We start from the raw sequence: 19,151 nt of genomic DNA on the forward strand, positions 1-19,151 counted from the left end.
GTTGTTCCTAAAAAGTTGTTAAGTGGATTTTATAGTATTTTTGCAAAATGAAAAAATTGATATATTGCTTGTGTTTTCTATGTGTTTGGGTCTCTCAAGGTCAATCTAATGGTAATAGTTTTAACACTGAAAATCAGTCCTTATGGAGAGATTTTACCTATGATATGGGTAATGTTTTTCAAGGTGTAGGATATGCGTACTCTAGACCTATCTACTGGCAACAAGATGATTTTTACAAACTAGGTGCGACAACAGCTGTGACGTTGGGACTTTATTCAATTGATGATCAATCAAGGCGTTATTTTGTAGAACATAAAGAAAATGTGCCTAATTTGATATTGGATTATGGATGGTATGCTGGTAGTCCACAAAATAACTATGGTGCTACAGGTGCAGTTTACCTAACTGGTTTGTTTACACGCAATGAGAAATTAAGAAGAACTGGAGTTTTACTATTATCATCAGCGACTGCTACAGGGTTTTTACAACAATTAACTAAGTCAGTAACAGGAAGAGCTAGACCACAGACTAATCTAGGTAAAAATCACTTTAAACCATTTGGTGGATCTGCTGGTTATCGATCTTTTCCGTCTGGACATGCAGTACTCACTTTTACAAATGCACACGTTATTGCAAAGCAATTTGATAGTTGGTGGATTAAAGGACCTATATATGCCATCGGTGTGACTCCTGGATTAACACGTATCTATGAAGAACAGCACTGGGCAAGTGATGTTTTTTTAAGTTGGGTTTTAAGCTACTTTGTAGTAGAGAGTATCGATAAATACTTAGATAAAAAGTATGATCAAAAATATAATTCTGACTCTAAGGATAATCTAACTTCTCTAAATTTCACCTTTTCTGGTAATAGGTTAGGTGTCGTTTACTCTTTCTAGCAATTCTTAAGAATATAGAATTAAAAAAACACCTATCATGATGCCTGCTAGTGGTATGAGTTTTTGACGTTTATTTTGTTCCTTAAAAATTAAACCGCCTATAACTACCGCAATGATGATTTGACTGCGTTTTATTGCGGACAGTAGCATAATCATGGCGTCGGGATCTTGCAGTGCTTTGAAATAAAAATAGTCTGCAGTTTGTAATAATATACCAACTGCAGGGATAGACCACCTAAATTTAAAATCTTTACGTTTTTGTGCATATGGAAACCATGTGATGGATAAGATAATCAGTAAGATTATAATAGTGTAAAAGCAGAACCAAAATTGTAGCGTTTGCGGATTGAGCATTAAACTTTGTATTAAGAACTTATCGTATAATCCACTTGACGCTCCTAAAAATGTGGCGCCTATAATCGCAAAAACCCATTTATTACTTTTAAAATGGATGCCTTCTTTTTTACCTATTCTAGAATATAATAATACCGATAATATGATTAAGAAGAAGCCTATCCATTGATAATTATTTGGGGCTTCTTTATATATAAAAATAGCACCTATAAATGTGAAAAATGGACCTGCAGACCTTATCGGTGTCACAATGGTGAGTGGTAAATGTTTAAGTGCTTGATAGGCCAGTATCCAGGAAGCAGCCATTATCATAGATTTAATGATAATGTAACCATGCGTCGTCCATGGTATAGATTCTACATAAAAACCTATTTCTTTAGTTGCTTCAGGCGCATAGATAGAACCAATGTAAAAAGGTAAGATTAATAAAAAACCTGCGATCAATGTGCCTAATAAAACAGGGAACACCTCATTACCACGCACAGCATGCTTCTTACATAGATTGTGTAATCCTAAAAATAAAGCGGCAAGTAAGCCTAAATACATCCACATGCCGCGAAGATAGTTTTTTGAAGAAATTGAGTGGCATTATTTCAAATAAGTCTACGTTTTGAGATGTAAAAGATGCAATATATTTTCAAATGAGAATTTATTATTAAATCCTTGTTCAATTGAGATTAAAACAAGCAATTCTCACTCAAATTACTAATATGCTAAATTTTAGAAGTTTGTGTAAGTAATTGATCGCTAGTCCAAATAAATACTTACTTTTACCGCATGAATTTATCTAGAAATAAAAATATATCATTACCGGTGCGCTACACGTTGCGACGCCGCTGTGCTTAATCTCACTTAGCATTTAGATATAATTTTTATTTTTTTACATTGAATTCACTTCCATTATTATTTACTACTTTTTTAACTGCTCCTTCTAGGAACGGTTTTTCTGTGCGTCCTACTTTACGACGCCGACGCCCGTAAGGGGTCTTTCTTTTTGGGAATTTAGGTGCGTCCGGTTCTTCTTTTCACAACTACACTTTACACTATTTAATTTATAAAATCAATCTCAATGGAAATTGTTATTGCTCATAAATCGCATTCAAAATATGCGCATATCATTTGTGATACCATAGCCGACGCTGCCAAAGTACGCGGTACAGGAATCGCAAAACGTACGCCAGAATATGTCACTACCAAAATGGAAAATGGAAACGCGGTAATCGCACTGGATAACGGAAAATTTGCAGGTTTTTGTTACATAGAGAAATGGGGACACGGCAAGTTTGTCGCAAACTCAGGCCTTATTGTACATCCAGATTATAGAAATCTAGGACTGGCCAAACAAATTAAAGAACGCATCTTTTTACTATCTAAAGAAAAGTTTCCTGATGCAAAGATATTCAGCATCACCACTGGACTTGCTGTTATGAAAATGAATAGCGACCTAGGTTATAAGCCAGTTACTTTTTCTGAATTAACAGACGACCAGCAATTCTGGAACGGTTGCCAGACTTGTAAGAACTATGACATCTTACAACGCACAGAACAAAAAATGTGTTTGTGTACAGGAATGATCTATGATCCTTCTAAGAAAACAACCGAAGAAAAGAAACCTATTAAAAAGTCTGTTTTCAACAGATTAAAACAAATTAAGCAAACGCTTATCCTCAAAAAAGATCAAAATGAACAATAATAAAAAATTAGTAATAGCCTATAGTGGCGGACTTGACACCTCATATTGTGCAGTATACCTTTCACAAGATCTAGGTTATGAAGTGCATGCCGTGTGTGTGAATACAGGTGGTTTTACTCAAGAAGACCTTAAAACTATAGAATCTAACGCTTATAAAATGGGCGTGAGCACTTTTAAAGCCATAGACGCTGTCAGCACTTTTTATGATAAAGTCGTTAAGTATTTGATTTATGGAAACGTGTTGAAGAACAATACGTATCCGCTATCGGTAAGTGCAGAGCGTATTGTGCAAGCCATTGAGATTATAGAATATGCAAAAACCATAGATGCACAATTTATCGCTCATGGAAGTACTGGCGCCGGAAATGATCAAGTGCGTTTTGATATGATTTTTCAAACGCTAGCGCCACATATAGAAATTATTACACCTATAAGAGATGGTAAACTATCACGTAAACAAGAGATAGATTATCTAATAGAAAATGGAATAGCCATGTCTTGGGAAAAGTCTCAATATTCTGTCAATAAAGGACTGTGGGGAACTAGTGTCGGTGGAGCAGAAACTCTGACCTCGCTCAAGGCTTTACCAGAAGAAGCTTATCCATCACAACTTCAAAAAGAAGGAAAGGAACAAGTAAAATTGACCTTTAAAAAAGGAGAGTTAATTGCTGTAAATGGGAAAGAGCAATCTTCAGAACTGGCTATACAACAACTCAATGATCTTGCTTCTTCATATGCTATAGGTAGAGATATACATGTAGGCGATACCATAGTAGGTATGAAAGGTAGAGTCGGTTTTGAAGCCGCAGCAGCGTTGATTACTATCAAAGCACATCATTTATTAGAAAAGCATACACTTACTAAATGGCAGTTACAGCACAAAGATTATCTGTCTAGTTTTTACGGTATGCACCTGCATGAAGGTCAGTACCTCGATCCTGTAATGCGTGACATGGAGGCTTTCTTAGAAAGTAGTCAGGCCAAAGTTACTGGAGATGTTTATGTCACTTTACAACCTTATCACTTTACTCTGGACGGTATAGAATCGGCAAACGATTTAATGAATGCAAAATTCGGTACTTATGGAGAAGAGAATAAAGCATGGACAGCAAGTGAGGCCAAAGGTTTTATCAAGATCATAGGAAACAGCAATAAGATTTATAACCAGATACATCAAGAATCATGATTAAAGCAGGAATAATAGGTGGTGCAGGTTACACAGCAGGAGAATTAATAAGACTTTTAATTCACCATGATGAGGTAGTCATAGATTTTATATACTCAACCTCAAACGCTGGTAATGCCGTAAGCGATGTTCATCAAGATCTTTTGGGTACTACAGATTTGGTGTTTACAAGCCAGTTAAATAACAATGTGGACGTTTTGTTTTTATGTCTAGGTCATGGCAATTCAAAATCTTTTTTAGAGAAGCATCAATTTTCAAAGAATACAAAAATTATCGATTTAAGTAATGATTTTAGGTTGATAGAATATGCACGCTTTCGCGAAAGCGAGTTCACATATGGACTGTGCGAGTATCAAAAAGAAGAGATTAAAAAAGCTACTCATGTGGCAAATCCAGGATGTTTTGCAACAGCGATACAACTTGCCATTTTACCACTAGCAGCACAACAATTGATAAAAGAAGATGTGCATGTAAATGCGGTTACTGGTGCAACTGGTGCAGGCACAAGTCTGTCACCTACGACGCATTTCACTTGGAGAGATAATAATTTCTCACACTATAAAGCTTTTACGCATCAGCATCTAGGAGAAATAAATCAGACTTTAAAACAGTCACAACAAGATTTTAATTCTAATGTGTTATTTGTGCCTAATCGTGGTGATTTCAGTAGAGGAATTTTTGCGACAGCTTATACTAAAATAGACCTATCACTAGAAAAAATAAAAGACCTTTATAAGGACTACTATAAAGACTCGCCATTTGTATTTGTGTCCGATAAAGAAGTGCATTTAAAGCAAGTAGTTAATACTAATAAGTGTCTTATTCAACTACATAAGCATAATGACATTTTATTGATAACGAGTGTCATCGATAACTTATTGAAAGGAGCGTCGGGACAGGCAGTACAGAATATGAATTTGATGTTCGGTTTTCTAGAAGATCAAGGTTTACAACTTAAAGCCAACTTTTTTTAAACTCAAAATCATGAAAATAGCTATTATAGGAACTGGTAATTTAGGCCGCTCCATCGCAAAGGGATTGATTCATAATAATGCAATCACCACATTGTATTTAACTAAAAGAAATCTAGAAGATCTAGAGTTTTTTCAAGATTATTCTGGCGTGTTTTTAACTGCAGATAATGAAGAAGCAATCAAGAAATCTGACATTATCATTTTTGCGGTACAGCCAGCACATTTTACGGATATTCTAGAAACAACTAAAGATTTATTTAACGAGAACCATGTGTTGATATCGACGATAACTGGTTTTACCGTTGATAAAATAGAGGCAATTGTAGGTTCAGATCAGCATGTGATTAGAGCAATGCCCAATACAGCGATCGCGGTTGGTAAATCGATGACCTGTCTGTGTCATAATGAAAAAGGGACTCGTAGAATAAAAGTAGCTCAGGCTATTTTTAATCGTTTGGGAACCACCCTAGTTATTCCAGAAACACAAATGCAAGCTGCAACCGTGGTATGTGCTAGTGGAATAGCTTTCTGGATGCGATTAATAAGAGCGAGTACACAAGCCGCTATTCAGTTAGGTTTTGACGCTAGCGAGGCACAATTATTAGCAATGCATACTGCCGAAGGTGCTGCAAGTTTATTAATAACAACAGGCAATCACCCAGAACAAGAGATCGATAAAGTTACCACGCCCAAAGGTTGCACCATAGAAGGTTTAAACGAGATGGAACATAAAGGATTGAGCAGTTCGCTTATTCAAGGAATGATAGCTTCTTTTCAAAAAATTAATACGATTAAAGAAAAACAGATATGAGTTTATTTGATGTTTATCCACTTTTTGATGTGACGCCAGTGCGTGCACAAGATGTTTATGTTTATGATCATAATGATGTCGAGTATCTAGATTTATATGGTGGTCATGCGGTTATTTCTATAGGTCATTCTCATCCAGAATATGTAAATAATATAAGTGAACAGGTTTCTGAAATAGGCTTTTACAGTAATGCGGTTCAAAACCCATTGCAAGAAGCGCTTGCTCATAAATTAGTTGACTTTTCTGGTTGTAAAGACTACCAACTATTCATGTGTAATTCTGGCGCAGAGGCAAATGAAAACGCATTAAAACTAGCTTCTTTTCATAATGGAAAGCATAAAGTAATCGCTTTTAAAAATGGTTTTCATGGTCGTACATCTGCAGCGGTGGCGGCTACAGATAATGCAAAAATTATCGCACCATTAAATGCACAACAAGAAGTAGAAATTATTGAATTAGGAGATCTGGAAGCTGTAGAAAAAGCACTAGATAAGAATAATGTTTGCGCGGTAATTGTAGAATGTATTCAAGGAGTAGGTGGTCTAGATGAAGATACTACTGTGTTTTATCAAGGTTTACAAGCTTTGTGTCGTCAGTACAATACTTCTTTTATTGCAGATGAGGTGCAATCTGGTTTTGGTAGAACTGGTGACTTTTTTGCATTTCAAAAACATGGACTAGAACCAGATATTATTTCAATGGCAAAAGGTATGGGAAATGGGTTTCCTGTAGGTGGTATTTTGATCCATCCACAAATTAAGGCTTCTTATGGATTGCTGGGTACGACTTTTGGCGGTAATCATCTGGCATGTATCGCAGTTTCTACGGTGCTAGATGTTATAGAAAAGGAGCAATTAATGGATAATGCAAAAGCAGTATCTGCTCACTTCTTAAAAAGAGCTCAAGAATTACCGCAGGTTAAAAATGTAAAAGGACGCGGATTAATGTTAGGACTAGAATTTGATTTTCCTATTGCGACAATAAGAAAGAACATTCTTTTTAATCATCACATTTTTACTGGTAGTGCAAAGAATCCTAACGTGATAAGAATTTTGCCGCCATTAACGATTAAAGAATCTCATATCGATTTATTCTTTGACGCTTTAAAAGCTGAATTATGAAGAAATACACTGAACTTAAAGATATAAAAGACCTTGCTCAACTAGTAGATGAGGCAATTGCAATAAAACAAACACCATATGATTTTCAACATCTAGGTAAGAACAAAACTCTAGTGATGTTGTTTTTTAATGCGAGTTTAAGAACGCGATTAAGCACAGAAAAGGCAGCAAAGAATCTAGGGTTAGAAGTGCAAATATTAAATGTGAATGATTCTTGGAAACTAGAATTTGATGATGGAACGGTGATGAATGCAGACACTTCTGAACATGTAAAAGAAGCTGCTCAGGTCATCTCTCAATATGCAGATGTGATTGCGGTAAGAGCTTTTCCTTCTTTAGTGGATAAAGAAAAGGATGCTCAAGAAGTAGTCCTAAATGGTTTTATAAAATATGCGTCTGTACCTATTGTAAATATGGAAAGTGCAACAGCTCATCCTTTACAAGCTCTTGCAGATGTTATTACTCTGGAAGAATTGAAAACCAAGAAAAAACCCAAAGTGGTCATTTCTTGGGCGCCACATCCTAAAGCATTGCCACAAGCGGTTGCAAACTCATTTATTGAAGTGATGCAAATGGCAAACGTAGATCTTACGATTACACATCCGCAGGGATATGAATTATCTGATGCGATTGTAAAAGATACACCGGTGATTTATGATCAGGAAGAAGCTTTGAAAGAAGCCGACTTTGTCTATGTGAAAAACTGGAGCAGTTATACTGATTATGGTAATGTTTTAAGTCAAGACTCGAGCTGGATGATGACTCAGGGAAAATTAGGTAAAGCAAAATTTATGCACTGTCTTCCTGTAAGAAGAAATGTTGTGGTAGAAGATGCTGTGCTAGATAGTGAGAACTCTATCGTCATCCACCAGGCTAATAATAGAACCTATGCGGCTCAAGTGGTTTTAAAAAATATTTTAGAAAACATAGAATAATGGAACAACTTAAAGTTATAAAAATAGGTGGGCACATTATCAATGACCAGCAAGCACTAGATGATTTCTTAACCACATTTACTGCGATAAAAGGGCTGAAAGTTCTTATTCATGGAGGTGGAAAAGTAGCTACAGAATTAGCTCAAAAAATGAATCTTGAAGTAAAAATGATAGATGGTCGCCGCATCACCGATTCAGAAACACTGGACATTGCCACTATGGTTTATGCTGGTAAGGTGAATAAAACTATCGTGGCAAAATTGCAAGCCAAACAGTGCAATGCTATAGGATTTACAGGAGCTGATGGGAATACTATTTTGTCTAAAAAACGAGATGTAGAAGAGGTAGATTTTGGTTATGTTGGAGATGTTGTAAAGGTAGATACAGAGATTGTTGAGGTGTTGCTTTCGCGAAAGCGTACTCCAGTATTTTGCGCCATAACGCACGACGGACATGGTCAATTATTAAATACAAATGCAGATACTCTCGCGGCTGAACTCGCTATCGAACTAGCCAAAAACTATGAAACAGAACTGTATTACTGTTTTGAGAAAAAAGGAGTCTTACAGAATATTACAGATGAAGATTCTGTAATTAAGAATATCAATTTAGAAAATTATCAAGATTTAAAATCTCAAGGGATTATTGCCGACGGAATGCTTCCTAAAATGCAAAATTGTTTTCATGCTATTCAAAATGGTGTGCAAAAAGTATGTGTAGGATTGCCAGATATGCTTCAAAATTCAAACAGTTTATTCACTACAATATCGAACTTATGAAACATCAAAATTTAAAAAAAGAGGCTCTAGAATTGTTGAAAAAAATGATTGAAACACAATCGTTTTCTAGTGAAGAAGAAGGAACTGCTGTAATGATAGAATCATGGTTCAATAATCATGAGATTCCATTTAAAAGAGACCATCATAATATATGGGCGACTAACAAATATTTTGAAAAAGGGAAACCTACGTTATTGTTGAACTCACATCACGATACGGTACAACCCAATAAAGCCTACACAAAAGACCCTTTTAAAGCAATAGTTGAAGATGGTAAATTATACGGTCTAGGCAGTAATGACGCAGGTGGTTGTCTGGTTTCTTTAATCGCTACGTTTACTCATTTTTATAAGCAAAAAGATCTAAAATATAACCTAGTCATAGTCGCTAGCGCCGAAGAGGAAAGTAGCGGCCCAAATGGTTTAAATAGTATGCTAGATATCATACCACATATAGATGTTGCTATTGTAGGCGAGCCTACTTTAATGAATCTAGCAGTCGCTGAAAAAGGATTGGTCGTTTTTGATGCTAAAATAAAAGGGACGCCAGGACACGCGGCTCACCCTAATGATAATAATGCGATTTACAATTCTATAGAAGTTTTAAAATGGTTTCAAGATTTTAAGTTTGACAAATCATCTGAGGCATTAGGTGATGTAAAAATGACGGTTACGCAAATTAAAGCTGGCGTGCAGCATAATGCTGTGCCGTCAGAGGTAGAACTGGTCATTGATGTAAGAGTCAATGATAAATACAGCAATCAAGAGATCGCAGAAATACTGAAAGAACAGTCGCCTTGTGATGAAATTATTGCACGAGGTTTGCGATTAAATTCTTCTTCTATTCCTGTAGAACATGAGTTGGTGCAAGCAGGAATAGCGATGGGAAGAACCACTTATGGATCACCTACTTTATCAGATCAGGCGTGTTTAAGTTGTCCTTCTTTAAAATTAGGACCTGGCGATAGTACGAGATCTCACAGCGCAGATGAATTTATATATCTAGAAGAGATTGAAGAAGGCATCGATATATACATCAATTTATTAACGAGTATTTTTTAAAGATAGAATTATGAAACTTTGGGATAAAGGAATTGCAATAGATAAAAAAATGGAACAATTTACAGTTGGTAATGATCGCGAGATTGATCTACATATAGCTCCTTATGATGTAATAGCATCTCGCGCACATGCTAGAATGCTTGCAAAGATTAATATCATTTCTAGCGAAGAGTTAAAACAATTAGAATCTGGACTGGATGCGATTGCATTACAAATAGAAGAAGGCACTTTTATTATTGATGATCAGTTTGAAGATGTACATTCTAAAATAGAACACGAACTGACTCTACAACTGGGAGAAGTAGGGAAGAAGATTCACACGGCTAGATCTAGAAATGATCAAGTTCTAGTGGCGTTACAATTGTATTATAAAGAGGCACTCGGACAAACTAGAACTAGTGTAAAGACATTGTTTGATACATTATTAGATTTAGCCGACACACATAAAAATCAATTGTTGCCAGGTTACACTCATTTACAGGTGGCGATGCCATCATCATTTGGTTTGTGGTTCTCTTCTTATGCAGAGTTGCTGGTGGATGATGTGTATGTTCTAGACGCTACGATGCGTATTGTAGATCAAAATCCGTTAGGAAGTGCTGCAGGTTATGGAAGTTCTTTTCCTATTGATAGAGAATTCACTACCCAAGAAATGGGTTTTGCAGCGTTAAAGTATAATGTAGTTGCTGCACAACTCACTAGAGGTAAAAATGAACGAAGTATAGCTGCTTCTTTATCAAACGTGGCTAATACACTTTCTAGATTTGCGATGGACATCTGTTTGTATATGAGTCAGAATTTTGGGTTTATAAGTTTTCCAGATGAGTTAACGACAGGTAGTAGCATCATGCCGCATAAAAAGAATCCAGATGTCTTTGAATTGATACGTGGTAAGTGCAATAAAATACAAGCTTTACAAACTGAAATGTTACTGATAACAAACAATTTACCTAGTGGTTATCACAGAGATTTTCAATTGCTCAAAGAGAATGTGATCGCTTCTTTTATAGAATTAAATGATATTCTAGAAATCTTTAATTACTCTATAAAGAAAATTATAGTAAAGGAAATTGACCTTAGTGATGAGAAATATCAATATCTATTTACTGTAGATAATATTAATAACCTAGTGGTAGATGGAACATCTTTCAGAGAAGCGTATAAAACTATAGGTGAGCAGGTGGAAAACGGAACGTATGTTCCAGATACATCAAAGCACCATACTCATATAGGTAGTATTCATAATTTATCATTGAGTCATATTAGAGAAAAGTTCCCTATAAAGTGATTTATTTGTTAATTTAATTCATAAAAAATAATGTAAACAAGCTTTTTTTGTGAATCCATTATAATTAAGTCGTTAAATAGTGCTAAAGTCATTTATTTTATTACAATTCGTTAATATCTTTAAAATAAAAACTATGAAAAAGTTCTTTAAAGTATTGACCGTCGCGCAGCTCGCTTTTCAAGCTTACAACTACTATATGGAACATAAGCGCAATAAAGAGGTCAAAGAGATGAAACGCCAACTAAACGAATCACTAACTAAATAAAATTAACCACTATGGAAACTACAAGAGAAGAAGCTCACAGAAAATCACATGATGCCACTGTAAATGCATTAAATGCTTTACTTGAGAAAAATTATGATGCAGAACAAGGTTATAAAAATGCACTCACTGATGTGAAGAGTGACAATTTGAAAACTTATTTTATGCGACAAGCAGCACATCGTAGTCAATATGCAAATGAATTAGACGCATCATTAAGACTTTTAAATGCTACACCAGTAGAAAAAGGAAGTGCCACAGCAGCAGCACATCGCACGTGGATGGATTTCAAGACAGCATTTACTGGTAAAAATGATGAAGCTATTTTAGAAGAATGCATACGCGGAGATAAAGCTGCCGTTCAAGAATACAAGGATGTGTTAGAAAACCAAGATTATTTGCACGAGTATAAGGACGTAGTCCGCAATCAATTAAGTGGAATAGAAAATACACTACAAACGATAAAAGGATTAGAAGATATAGTAGATTAATAATATTTTCAGATTAAATAAAAAGCCAGTAATATGATTACTGGCTTTTTTATTTTAATGAAATCATACTATTCCAACAAATGAGTATTAACAAAATGATTGGACCATTTTTCAGTCTCTGTACTAAAGCATTCAAGAATCGCATCTACACCATAAACTGATCCTTTTGCATTTCTACCTAGTACTGCTATATCTATTGTAGATTCTGTCTCAGTAAGAGCGTATCCATTTTCATTTGTTTTAATTCCAAGTTCTTTATGAAAAGGTTCTAGATAGTTGCTAGAGAACAAGCTATTGATTAATGGATCGTTGATTTTTTTAACGTTTGGACTGGCCAATACACCATTTACCATGGCATGCACCTTCTTTTCAGTAGATTTATTTTTCAATATCCACCCATTTTTATCTTCTATAATCGTCGGGTTAGAGGCTAAACCGAAATCTAGTATACCACACTCTGATAAAGCGATTAATTGTAAAACTCGTTCTACTGGTGGACCATAGGAGTAACGTTTAGTAAACTCATCGATCTTTATGAACTCGCTTTGTAAATCTGGTGGCAAATTAGAATGAGTGAAAATGGAATAAAGTGTTGGTTGTAGCTGTCTCCATACCTGGCCTATGGTATAATCTAGTGTAAATGGTTGATTGCCACAAGCCATTAAACAAGCTTGTTTTAAATAATCAACCGTACTTAACTCTTTATCCAGCCATATAGAGCTATCCACCTTTTTACCCATCAGCCAGTCGAGTATTAGAGAATGAATATCTTTATTTGAATCATCATACTCCAATCGTTCATAAATTATCTGAATAATATCTGCAATAGGAGCTAGTATATTCTCAATTTTGAGATACTGCGGACTTTCTTGCAATGTTTGCAATTTCTTTTTTAAATTATCTATAACTTCTTTTTCAACATTAAAATGTTGATCTACTTTTTTTCCTAAAGGTTTTGGAATTACAGGTAGCCCATCTAACGAGAACGGATATATCTTTAAATCTGACTTAGAATGGTGATCATAAGATAAAAATGGTTCTTGATTTGAAGTTTTAAACTCACCGTTTAATCGTGCAACACATAAATGAACGATATCTATCATGCTTAATCCCATTCCTTTGATAGCAACGTAATGTAATTGGTTATACTGGTTATAAGCCTTTTTAGAATAAGGATTGTGAATAAAAAAAACGTCGCTGAATTGGTTAGCATGATGACTAAATTCTTCGTCTTGTTTGGATTTTTCTTCAGGTAAATGGCCAGTGGTTAATAGGGTATGTTTTACATGTATTGATTGGTGTTGATCGTTTTCAAAATCGATTTCAGTAATTTTATTTACAATTTTTAAACTTGTTGCTCTAGCATTAATAAGCGTTACAACGTCTTGTTTAATCAAAGGGTCAATTATAGTTCTAGCCCGTTGATGCAAGTAACGTCCCATGACATTCCGCTCAAAATAGGTGTCTTTGTTATCATCTAGTTCATGATTGTAATTATCGCGCACCCAGTCAATAAAAGAAGGAAAAGCAGTGATAAGATATCCATTTCCGTTTATTATTTCACGTTCAGGAAGCTCAACGAGGTCTCTGTCAGAAATGTTTATAGTATTTGCATCAGGTTGATGGATACTCCAGGCGCTACCGCAACCTATCTCTGTTTGGGATTCTATTAAAGCTACTTTAGGAATGATTTTATGACGCTTTCGCGAAAGCGTTACAAATAAACTCTCAAGTGCATATAATCCTCTCGGGCCTAAACCTACAATGGCTAGTGAATACATAGTTGAAATTTAAAGACACAAGATAGAATTTCAAAATAGGTTATATCCTAAGGTTTGATTAATTCATAAAAAATTAAGAATTAAGAATTAAATTACGATAAAAGTAATTTTTGTCCAAATAATTTAAATAATTTATTATTTTTATAATTGTCTATTTTGGATTTTTAAAACCACTTACATGGAGAGCAATTATTATACTATATGTTATTTTAGTGATGAGACTACTTCCTTAAATAAGAACGATATGGAAGCGCTTTTTAATCAGAGTAGTAGCTTTAACAATGCAAATAATATTTATGGTATTTTTTTACATATTGCAGGTAAATATCTTCAAATATTAGAAGGTAATAAAGCAGTGATTGATCCATTATATGCTAGGATTGTAGAGGATAGTAGACATAAAAATATCTACGAGGTTTTTAATAAAAAAACAGATAATCTCATTTTCAAAAAATATAACAGCAAATTCAGTATAGTTAAAACTACTGACGATCTTGATGACATCAATAATTATCTAGAATCCAATACGTATGACAGTCGATGTGATAAATTGTCTAGATTGCTAGCTCCTTTTTTAATGTTTAGAGAAGCTTAAAGCGGCTATCAATTATAGTATTGATAGCCGCCATAATATGAAAGGTCTTTATTTACTAAATTTTAAAGCTCATCACTGGTAGTTTTGAGTGATTTGCGACATCTTCAGATATACTACCTTTAAAGAAGTGTGAGATTCCTTTTCTAGCATGCGTGCTTACGGCCACACAATCAGATTTTACATCATGTGCATATTCAAATAGGCCATCTTCAACAGTATAACCAGCTATAAATTCTACCTGATCTGTCCCGCCAGCTTTTGCAAACTCGCGAGTTAATTCCTTAAATTCTCTTGTACTTATAAAATTATGATGTGGTCTGTTCACATAAACCAATTGGATAGAGCTGCCCAAAGTATCAAAAATATCTAATGCCTTTTTATAAGCTGCAACGCTTTGTGCACTTAGGTCTGTGGCTAGAACTACATTTTTAAGATCAAAATTTTTGGGGTCTGACTTAACAGTTAATACTGGTGTATTACTATTTCTCACCATTTTTTCTGCATTAGAACCTGCAAAAATCCCTTCATGTGCCATTAATCCATGTGAACCCATTATGATAAGATCTGCATTTACTTTTTGCGCTAGGGCATCTACTTCTTTGTAAACTTTATGATGTTTTATTAGGGCCTCAACTTTTACATCTTCTAGAAAATCTTTATCCAGAAAAGGTTCAAATTTCTTTTTTGTAAGAGCCAGTAAAAACATCATCTCATTCTTGTTTTCATTTGCCGAGTGTGATATCAAAGAATCAGACAATTCCAACATGTGAAGTACATGCAAGGTAGCATTATGCTTTTTGGCTAGGATGGCACCTGTCTTTAAAGCATATTCTGAATGCGTTGAGAAGTCTACTGGTATGATGATATTTTTCATGTGATAAAGTTTGTTTAAAGTTACTGCTTTCCAATGTTTTACAGTATTTCTTCTAGCTGACTTTTATCATAGTTTATATGTTTGATCTTTTATAACGTAAAAAGATGATCGACTGTAGTTCATTGATTTTATAGTAGCTAGCCAGACATGTAGGTACTTTTGCAAACGTTGAAGTAATATTAGAAATTTATTTTAAATCTATATACAAAGAGTAAGCTTTAAATAAAAAACCATCTCTAAAAGAGATGGTTTTTTGTGGAGTCGGAGAGAATCGAACTCTCGTCCAAACGAGCGATTTAACGGCCTTCTACATGTTTAGTTTCCATTTAATTTCAGTCGTTACACCGGTTAGAAACTACCAAAGTAACGCTTGTCTTCAATCGAGTTTCTCCTCAACATCAAAGCCCTGATGAGGATAGATTTACTTTTACGAAATCTCATAATCAGTCGCCGTAAATCAAGGCTGCTGAGAGATTTCCTGCTTGTCTACCTTGTAGACCGAGGCACTATCCTACTGTAATTCGGATTATGCAGCTAGGGCGTAGTTATTCTCGCCGTTTAAAAAAGATGAAAAATGAGATTTAAGAGCTGTTTCCCAGCGCTCCACATGCTTACAATTAACTCGGTCTCGCTGTCAAAACCAGTCGACCCCAAATTGTCTATACTTCTTTTTTAAGTCCAGGACTCAAAACCAAAGCGATTGCAAATATAATTATTAGCCACTGTAACAGTAGTAAAAACTATGCCAAAAGAAATAAAAAAAATCCCAACTCAGCAGCGAGTTGGGATCAAGAGTATACTCTATATCTATGGGGAACTACATAGAGTTACTCAACAATTAATAAATTATCTGTCGCCGTAGGGTTTAATGGGCAAAAGTAATAGTAAGAACCTGCGCTCAATGTTGTTGCCTGTGATGATTGCGTCTGACCAGTGGCTACAGCTTGCGTTACATATGCGGTTTGAATATGATTCTTTGGGTTAGAGATATCATCTCCTTTTTTAACAAGTACAAAACCTACATCGTGTCCCACCTCATTATTGGTTACTGTAAATACATAAGTTCCAGGATTTACTTTAATTTCTTTTTGCACAAATTCGCCAGCTACTTGTTCTAATGCAATTGTTTTTACAGGGGCATCCATCATCTTATCTTTCTTCATGCTGTGTTGCGCTTGAGAAGTTGCTGTTAATGCTAGTGCGATGGTTAAAAATGCGATTACTTTTTTCATGATATTGTTTTTTTTATGCCTTATTACTAGGCGGTTATCTTTAATTACATGGCAAAGATGCATCGATGCTACTCTTCAAATTTGTATCATATTTCCCGACTCATTGACTATAATTCCCCATAGAAAGGTTTTACTTGATTTCCTTATATTGCTACATTAAAATACCGCTATGAAATTTGCCATAATTAGAGAGAGAAAGAGTCCGCCAGATAGGAGAGTAGTGTTTACTCCAGAGCAGTTAGGTCGTTTGAATCATGCTTTCGCGAAAGCGGAATTCACAGTAGAGTCCTCTCCCATTAGAATTTTCAGTGACGCACAATATGCGGCTAGTGGTATCACAGTTCAAGAAGATGTGAGCAATGCCGATGTAATGATAGGAGTGAAAGAAGTACCTATGGATGCTTTGATTCCAAATAAAAAATATTTTTTCTTTTCGCACACCATTAAAAAGCAACCCTACAATAGAGAGTTGTTAAGAGCAATCTTAAACAAAAAAATTGAGCTTTATGATCATGAGACGATTGTAAAAAAGAACGGAGCAAGATTAATAGGTTTTGGTAGATATGCCGGTATTGTAGGAGCTTATAATGGTTTCCGTGCACTAGGTTTGCGCGATGGACTGTTTGAATTACCTAAGGTAGAAAACTTGCCAGATTATAAATCGCTTAAAGCAGAGTTGCATCGCATTAAATGTGATTTACCACCTATTAACATCGCAATGACTGGAGTGGGAAAAGTTGCCGGTGGTATTATAGAAGTGCTGGAAGAATTACATATACATGCTTTAAAACCTAAAGAATATTTACAATTAGGGCAGTTTAATAATGTGCAAACTGTGTATACGCAGTTAGACGTAATGGATTATTACACGCGTAAAGATGGTTATAAGCCTACAAAAACAGAGTGCTATAATAATCCAGAGTTGTTGAAGAGTGACTTTATGAAATATGCCAAAGTTACCGATATGTTGATTACTGGTCATTTTTATGGTAATGGAGCGCCATACTTTTTTACGAGAGAAGATATGAGGGCTGCTGATTTTAAAATAAATCTTGTTGCAGACGTGAGTTGTGATATTGACGGTCCTATAGCATGTACCATAAGACCTAGCACGATTGCAGATCCTATATATGCCTATGATGCTTCTACCGAAAAAGAGGTGCCATTTAAAACAGCCGGCGCTATAACTGTTATGGCTGTAGATAACCTGCCTTGTGAATTGCCTAAGGATGCGAGTGAAGGTTTTGGTGAGATGTTTGAAAAGCACGTGATTCCTGCATTTTTTAATGGTGATAAGAATGGAATATTAGAACGAGCACAAATGACCACTAGCGAAGGTACTTTAACAGAAAGATTTTCTTATTTACAAGATTTTGTGGACGGCGATGATTAACTAAATACTTAATTATGAAGGATTGTTTAAAGCCCTATAAGTGGCTATTTATTGCTGTAATGCTGTTTACAGCAAGCCATGTTAACGCGCAATTCAATCCTACTCTATTGGGAGATGCTACGGCTATAGGAAATGATTGTTTTCAAATTACACCAGATTTAACTAATCGATCTGGAGCTATATGGTCGTCTGATCAAATAGATATGCTTAATAATTTTATTATAGAATTTAGAATCTATCTAGGAACTAAAAATGGAAACGGAGCAGATGGAATAACCTTTGTTCTCAAAAATCGAGTGGATCCTTTAATAGGAACTGTTGGACAAGGAATGGGTTATGAAGGAATCCCTAATTCTTTTGCGGTAGAATTTGATACATGGCAAAATCCAAATCTAAATGACCCAACCTTTGACCATATCGCTATGGTATCTGGTGGTGTAAATAATCATGGTTTTTCACAAAATCTAGCTGGTCCTATAATGGCCTCACCAACGGCATTAGATGTAGAGGATGGACTTGAACATGATGTACGTATTGAGTGGAATGCGACCACTCAAACAATGAGTGTGTTTTTTGACTGTGTGTTGCGATTGACTTATACGGGTGATTTAATTAATCAGGTTTTCCAAGGAAGAAATTTGAATTATTTTGGGTTTACAAGCTCTACTGGAGGATTCTCAAATTTACAACGTGTTTGTTTTGATTACATTTCATTCGTTGATGGAATTGTAGATATTAATGATACATCGATCTGTTTAGGTGATACAGTAACTGGCGTAGATGCTACTGTAAATAATGCAACCGCATATAGCTGGACACCAGTTACCGGTGTGAGTAATCCAACTGTAGCAAACCCTACATTTACTCCTACAGCTACCACTACCTATACCGTAAATATTACAAATGGTTGTGGAAATGCTATTCAAGAAGATTTTACCATTACCGTAGGATCTGCACCTGTAGCAAACTCAGTGACAGATATCGAAGTCTGTGATGATGTCTCAAATGATGGTGTTATTAGTTATGATTTAAGTCAACTAGATTCTACTGTATTGGGAAGTCAAGATCCAAATTTATTTGATGTATCCTATTACCCTACGCAAGTTGATGCTGACGCTAGAATGAATGCCTTTACAGCGAGTAGTTATATGAATACAGCTATATGTGAACGTATATACGCTCGTGTAGAATCTATTAATAGTAATACTTGCTACAATACAACAGATTTTGAAATTTGTGTAAGTGTTCAACCAGTTGCCAATCCGGTAACCGAATATCGTTTATGTGATGATGTTTCTAATAATGGTTCAGAGGTATTTGATTTATCTACAAAAGATATTGAAGTATTAGGTGCTCAAAACCCAGCAGATTTTAATGTCTTATATTTTGTATCACAAGCCGATGCTGATGCTGGTATCGCTGGTG

18 protein-coding genes and 1 other RNA gene are annotated in these 19,151 nt (G+C 35.2%); 14 read left to right on the top strand and 5 right to left on the bottom strand.

The window, feature by feature from the left end:
• Nucleotides 1-47: 47 nt before the first annotated feature.
• On the top strand, nucleotides 48-896 hold the full coding sequence (locus tag ACJJVI_RS01430) for a phosphatase PAP2 family protein (protein ID WP_042270860.1): 849 nt from the start codon (nucleotides 48-50) through the stop codon (nucleotides 894-896).
• Between the two features lie 6 nt (nucleotides 897-902).
• Here the strand turns inward: ACJJVI_RS01430 and ACJJVI_RS01435 are convergent, their stop codons facing one another.
• On the bottom strand, nucleotides 903-1,802 hold the full coding sequence (locus tag ACJJVI_RS01435; protein ID WP_397300951.1) for an EamA family transporter: 900 nt from the start codon (nucleotides 1,800-1,802) through the stop codon (nucleotides 903-905).
• A 517-nt stretch (nucleotides 1,803-2,319) separates the two neighbouring features.
• On the opposite strand from ACJJVI_RS01435, the gene ACJJVI_RS01440 reads away from it, so the two are divergent.
• From ACJJVI_RS01440 to ACJJVI_RS01485, 10 genes are all read left to right on the top strand, one after another.
• Complete coding sequence (locus ACJJVI_RS01440) at nucleotides 2,320-2,943, top strand: GNAT family N-acetyltransferase (protein WP_006795763.1); 624 nt, start codon at nucleotides 2,320-2,322, stop codon at nucleotides 2,941-2,943.
• On the top strand, nucleotides 2,933-4,129 hold the full coding sequence (locus tag ACJJVI_RS01445; RefSeq protein ID WP_042247992.1) for an argininosuccinate synthase: 1,197 nt from the start codon (nucleotides 2,933-2,935) through the stop codon (nucleotides 4,127-4,129). The genes ACJJVI_RS01440 and ACJJVI_RS01445 overlap by 11 nt, the downstream gene beginning before the upstream one ends.
• A complete protein-coding gene (argC, locus tag ACJJVI_RS01450) occupies nucleotides 4,126-5,103 on the top strand; it encodes an N-acetyl-gamma-glutamyl-phosphate reductase (RefSeq protein WP_405349914.1) in 978 nt (325 codons plus the stop codon). The genes ACJJVI_RS01445 and argC overlap by 4 nt, the downstream gene beginning before the upstream one ends.
• A gap of 10 nt (nucleotides 5,104-5,113) precedes the next feature.
• Nucleotides 5,114-5,914, top strand: a complete 801-nt coding sequence (proC, locus tag ACJJVI_RS01455; RefSeq protein WP_042247998.1) for a pyrroline-5-carboxylate reductase — start codon at nucleotides 5,114-5,116, stop codon at nucleotides 5,912-5,914.
• Nucleotides 5,911-7,035, top strand: a complete 1,125-nt coding sequence (locus ACJJVI_RS01460; RefSeq protein WP_405349917.1) for an aspartate aminotransferase family protein — start codon at nucleotides 5,911-5,913, stop codon at nucleotides 7,033-7,035. The genes proC and ACJJVI_RS01460 overlap by 4 nt, the downstream gene beginning before the upstream one ends.
• Complete coding sequence (locus ACJJVI_RS01465; RefSeq protein ID WP_405349919.1) at nucleotides 7,032-7,970, top strand: N-acetylornithine carbamoyltransferase; 939 nt, start codon at nucleotides 7,032-7,034, stop codon at nucleotides 7,968-7,970. The genes ACJJVI_RS01460 and ACJJVI_RS01465 overlap by 4 nt, the downstream gene beginning before the upstream one ends.
• The gene (gene argB / locus ACJJVI_RS01470) at nucleotides 7,970-8,749 is read left to right on the top strand and encodes an acetylglutamate kinase (protein WP_405349921.1); all 780 of its coding nucleotides are present in this window, start codon (nucleotides 7,970-7,972) and stop codon (nucleotides 8,747-8,749) included. Before ACJJVI_RS01465 ends, argB begins: the two co-directional genes overlap by 1 nt.
• Complete coding sequence (locus ACJJVI_RS01475; protein ID WP_405349923.1) at nucleotides 8,746-9,810, top strand: M20 family metallo-hydrolase; 1,065 nt, start codon at nucleotides 8,746-8,748, stop codon at nucleotides 9,808-9,810. Before argB ends, ACJJVI_RS01475 begins: the two co-directional genes overlap by 4 nt.
• Nucleotides 9,811-9,820: 10 nt before the next feature.
• Nucleotides 9,821-11,098 (top strand): argininosuccinate lyase, encoded by a 1,278-nt coding sequence (gene argH, locus ACJJVI_RS01480; RefSeq protein WP_405349925.1) that lies wholly within the window; start codon nucleotides 9,821-9,823, stop codon nucleotides 11,096-11,098.
• A 276-nt stretch (nucleotides 11,099-11,374) separates the two neighbouring features.
• Nucleotides 11,375-11,851 carry a PA2169 family four-helix-bundle protein gene (locus ACJJVI_RS01485; RefSeq protein WP_036580449.1) on the top strand — a complete coding sequence of 159 codons (477 nt, stop codon included), beginning with the start codon at nucleotides 11,375-11,377 and terminating at the stop codon, nucleotides 11,849-11,851.
• Nucleotides 11,852-11,919: 68 nt separating this feature from the next.
• Here the strand turns inward: ACJJVI_RS01485 and ACJJVI_RS01490 are convergent, their stop codons facing one another.
• Nucleotides 11,920-13,632: an FAD/NAD(P)-binding protein gene (locus ACJJVI_RS01490; protein ID WP_405349927.1), complete on the bottom strand. Its 1,713-nt coding sequence runs from the start codon at nucleotides 13,630-13,632 to the stop codon at nucleotides 11,920-11,922.
• Nucleotides 13,633-13,810: 178 nt separating this feature from the next.
• On the opposite strand from ACJJVI_RS01490, the gene ACJJVI_RS01495 reads away from it, so the two are divergent.
• Nucleotides 13,811-14,227: a BLUF domain-containing protein gene (locus ACJJVI_RS01495; protein WP_405349929.1), complete on the top strand. Its 417-nt coding sequence runs from the start codon at nucleotides 13,811-13,813 to the stop codon at nucleotides 14,225-14,227.
• A 55-nt stretch (nucleotides 14,228-14,282) separates the two neighbouring features.
• On the opposite strand, the gene ACJJVI_RS01500 is transcribed toward ACJJVI_RS01495, so the two are convergent.
• The 3 genes from ACJJVI_RS01500 to ACJJVI_RS01510 form a co-directional block, all read right to left on the bottom strand.
• Nucleotides 14,283-15,101 (bottom strand): universal stress protein, encoded by an 819-nt coding sequence (locus ACJJVI_RS01500; protein WP_348021509.1) that lies wholly within the window; start codon nucleotides 15,099-15,101, stop codon nucleotides 14,283-14,285.
• Between the two features lie 253 nt (nucleotides 15,102-15,354).
• Nucleotides 15,355-15,753: a transfer-messenger RNA gene (gene ssrA, locus ACJJVI_RS01505) on the bottom strand.
• Between the two features lie 175 nt (nucleotides 15,754-15,928).
• On the bottom strand, nucleotides 15,929-16,333 hold the full coding sequence (locus tag ACJJVI_RS01510; RefSeq protein ID WP_036579730.1) for a plastocyanin/azurin family copper-binding protein: 405 nt from the start codon (nucleotides 16,331-16,333) through the stop codon (nucleotides 15,929-15,931).
• Nucleotides 16,334-16,502: 169 nt separating this feature from the next.
• On the opposite strand from ACJJVI_RS01510, the gene ACJJVI_RS01515 reads away from it, so the two are divergent.
• Nucleotides 16,503-17,726: an NAD(P)-dependent oxidoreductase gene (locus ACJJVI_RS01515; RefSeq protein WP_036579469.1), complete on the top strand. Its 1,224-nt coding sequence runs from the start codon at nucleotides 16,503-16,505 to the stop codon at nucleotides 17,724-17,726.
• A 14-nt stretch (nucleotides 17,727-17,740) separates the two neighbouring features.
• Nucleotides 17,741-19,151 (top strand): L-type lectin-domain containing protein (locus tag ACJJVI_RS01520; protein ID WP_405349932.1); only part of this gene is annotated, 1,411 nt, incomplete at its 3' end.

Origin of the sequence: Nonlabens sp. Asnod3-H03 (genome assembly GCF_045063665.1) — a bacterium.
In the GTDB taxonomy this organism is placed as follows: Bacteria; Bacteroidota; Bacteroidia; order Flavobacteriales; family Flavobacteriaceae; genus Nonlabens; species Nonlabens ulvanivorans.

Excerpts from the sequence above, each read along its gene's own strand:
- ACJJVI_RS01430 (WP_042270860.1), top strand. The coding sequence starts at position 48 with ATGAAAAAATTGATATATTGCTTGTGTTTTCTATGTGTTTGGGTCTCT.
- ACJJVI_RS01435 (WP_397300951.1), bottom strand. The coding sequence starts at position 1,802 with ATGTGGATGTATTTAGGCTTACTTGCCGCTTTATTTTTAGGATTACAC.
- ACJJVI_RS01440 (WP_006795763.1), top strand. The coding sequence starts at position 2,320 with ATGGAAATTGTTATTGCTCATAAATCGCATTCAAAATATGCGCATATC.
- ACJJVI_RS01445 (WP_042247992.1), top strand. The coding sequence starts at position 2,933 with ATGAACAATAATAAAAAATTAGTAATAGCCTATAGTGGCGGACTTGAC.
- argC (WP_405349914.1), top strand. The coding sequence starts at position 4,126 with ATGATTAAAGCAGGAATAATAGGTGGTGCAGGTTACACAGCAGGAGAA.
- proC (WP_042247998.1), top strand. The coding sequence starts at position 5,114 with ATGAAAATAGCTATTATAGGAACTGGTAATTTAGGCCGCTCCATCGCA.
- ACJJVI_RS01460 (WP_405349917.1), top strand. The coding sequence starts at position 5,911 with ATGAGTTTATTTGATGTTTATCCACTTTTTGATGTGACGCCAGTGCGT.
- ACJJVI_RS01465 (WP_405349919.1), top strand. The coding sequence starts at position 7,032 with ATGAAGAAATACACTGAACTTAAAGATATAAAAGACCTTGCTCAACTA.
- argB (WP_405349921.1), top strand. The coding sequence starts at position 7,970 with ATGGAACAACTTAAAGTTATAAAAATAGGTGGGCACATTATCAATGAC.
- ACJJVI_RS01475 (WP_405349923.1), top strand. The coding sequence starts at position 8,746 with ATGAAACATCAAAATTTAAAAAAAGAGGCTCTAGAATTGTTGAAAAAA.
- argH (WP_405349925.1), top strand. The coding sequence starts at position 9,821 with ATGAAACTTTGGGATAAAGGAATTGCAATAGATAAAAAAATGGAACAA.
- ACJJVI_RS01485 (WP_036580449.1), top strand. The coding sequence starts at position 11,375 with ATGGAAACTACAAGAGAAGAAGCTCACAGAAAATCACATGATGCCACT.
- ACJJVI_RS01490 (WP_405349927.1), bottom strand. The coding sequence starts at position 13,632 with ATGTATTCACTAGCCATTGTAGGTTTAGGCCCGAGAGGATTATATGCA.
- ACJJVI_RS01495 (WP_405349929.1), top strand. The coding sequence starts at position 13,811 with ATGGAGAGCAATTATTATACTATATGTTATTTTAGTGATGAGACTACT.
- ACJJVI_RS01500 (WP_348021509.1), bottom strand. The coding sequence starts at position 15,101 with ATGAAAAATATCATCATACCAGTAGACTTCTCAACGCATTCAGAATAT.
- ACJJVI_RS01510 (WP_036579730.1), bottom strand. The coding sequence starts at position 16,333 with ATGAAAAAAGTAATCGCATTTTTAACCATCGCACTAGCATTAACAGCA.
- ACJJVI_RS01515 (WP_036579469.1), top strand. The coding sequence starts at position 16,503 with ATGAAATTTGCCATAATTAGAGAGAGAAAGAGTCCGCCAGATAGGAGA.